Source organism: Corallococcus caeni (assembly GCF_036245865.1).
In the GTDB taxonomy this organism is placed as follows: Bacteria; Myxococcota; Myxococcia; order Myxococcales; family Myxococcaceae; genus Corallococcus; species Corallococcus caeni.
On sequence record NZ_BTTW01000061.1, the window covers coordinates 1 to 477 of the forward strand.

General features: G+C 40.5%; 1 protein-coding gene. It reads right to left on the reverse strand.

The annotated features are described in order from the left end of the window. On the reverse strand, positions 1–433 hold a 433-nt coding region (locus AABA78_RS39310), incomplete at its 3' end, for a hypothetical protein (RefSeq protein ID WP_338270593.1). Positions 434–477: the final 44 nt, after the last annotated feature.

Here is a 477-nt window from a genome sequence, read left to right on the forward strand (position 1 = left end):
GTGGCATAAGACCAATTTCATCTATGACTATTAACTCACTCTCTTGATATGTCACAGTTAAGGCTCTTTCGAATGTTAAGAACCTTATGTGCTTATTCTGAGTTTTGACCTTACTTTGCCAGTCTTTTAAAAGTTCACTCCTTGGACTGATTATCGTGACAAAGCCTTTCTTGTTGAACTCTGAGTTAATAAAGCCTTGAATTGCACGGCTTTTACCAGATCCTGCAAATCCAAAGAATCCGTAAATTGGTTCATCTCTTTTAACTATCTCAACTTCATGGTCATCATCATTGTCAAAGATCAAATCTAGAAATTCAATGACTCTATTTTTATCCTTTCTTTCTTCAGATTCATCACTTTTCTTCTTGATGGAATTGTACAAAATTCCAAGTCGGGGGCCAAGCGGGCTTAGGAAGACAACGTGCGATCCCAACTCCTTGGCTCACAGCACGACATGGCTACGGGCCGCCTGCGCGC